1 protein-coding gene and 1 rRNA gene are annotated in these 463 nt (G+C 36.3%); one reads left to right on the plus strand and one right to left on the minus strand.

The window, feature by feature from the left end; translation table 11 throughout:
* A 5S ribosomal RNA gene (gene rrf / locus KHA90_RS25160) occupies positions 1–82 on the plus strand; the annotation flags it as partial.
* 123 nt (positions 83–205) lie between these two features.
* Here rrf and KHA90_RS25760 read toward each other — a convergent pair.
* The gene (locus KHA90_RS25760) at positions 206–325 is read right to left on the minus strand and encodes a transposase (RefSeq protein WP_317197426.1); all 120 of its coding nucleotides are present in this window, start codon (positions 323–325) and stop codon (positions 206–208) included.
* Positions 326–463 lie beyond the last annotated feature (138 nt).

Here is a 463-nt window from a genome sequence, read left to right on the forward strand (position 1 = left end):
TCTTCCCATCCCGAACAGAGTAGTTAAGCCCGCCTGCGCAGATGGTACTGCAGTTATGTGGGAGAGTATGTCGTCGCCTTTCTTTTTTAAATCCTCATCATTATTTGATGAGGATTTTTTTTTGTTTAAAAAAACTTCGTTTTCGCTGATTTGTTGGGATCAACAAGAAAACCTGTGGATTTGGAAAATTAAGCGTAAATATTAGTTAGCCTAAAAGTAAATATTCCACATTCCTAACGCCCCTGAATTTTGATCTAAATGCTTTTATTTTTGCATTGAAAGATTCTGCCGAAGCGTTGGTGCTTCTGTTGCCAAAATAATTCAATATGGTTGATCATGATTTATAATTGTGCGAGAGATTGTACCAAAAGACTTAAACCCGGATTGATTTACTTTTTCGTGCCATTTAGCTAGTTTAGCAAAGCCTATGATTTTATCTTTTGTGTTCTCAAAGATTCCACGG

This window comes from Flavobacterium psychroterrae (assembly GCF_018380615.1).
GTDB lineage: Bacteria > Bacteroidota > Bacteroidia > Flavobacteriales > Flavobacteriaceae > Flavobacterium > Flavobacterium psychroterrae.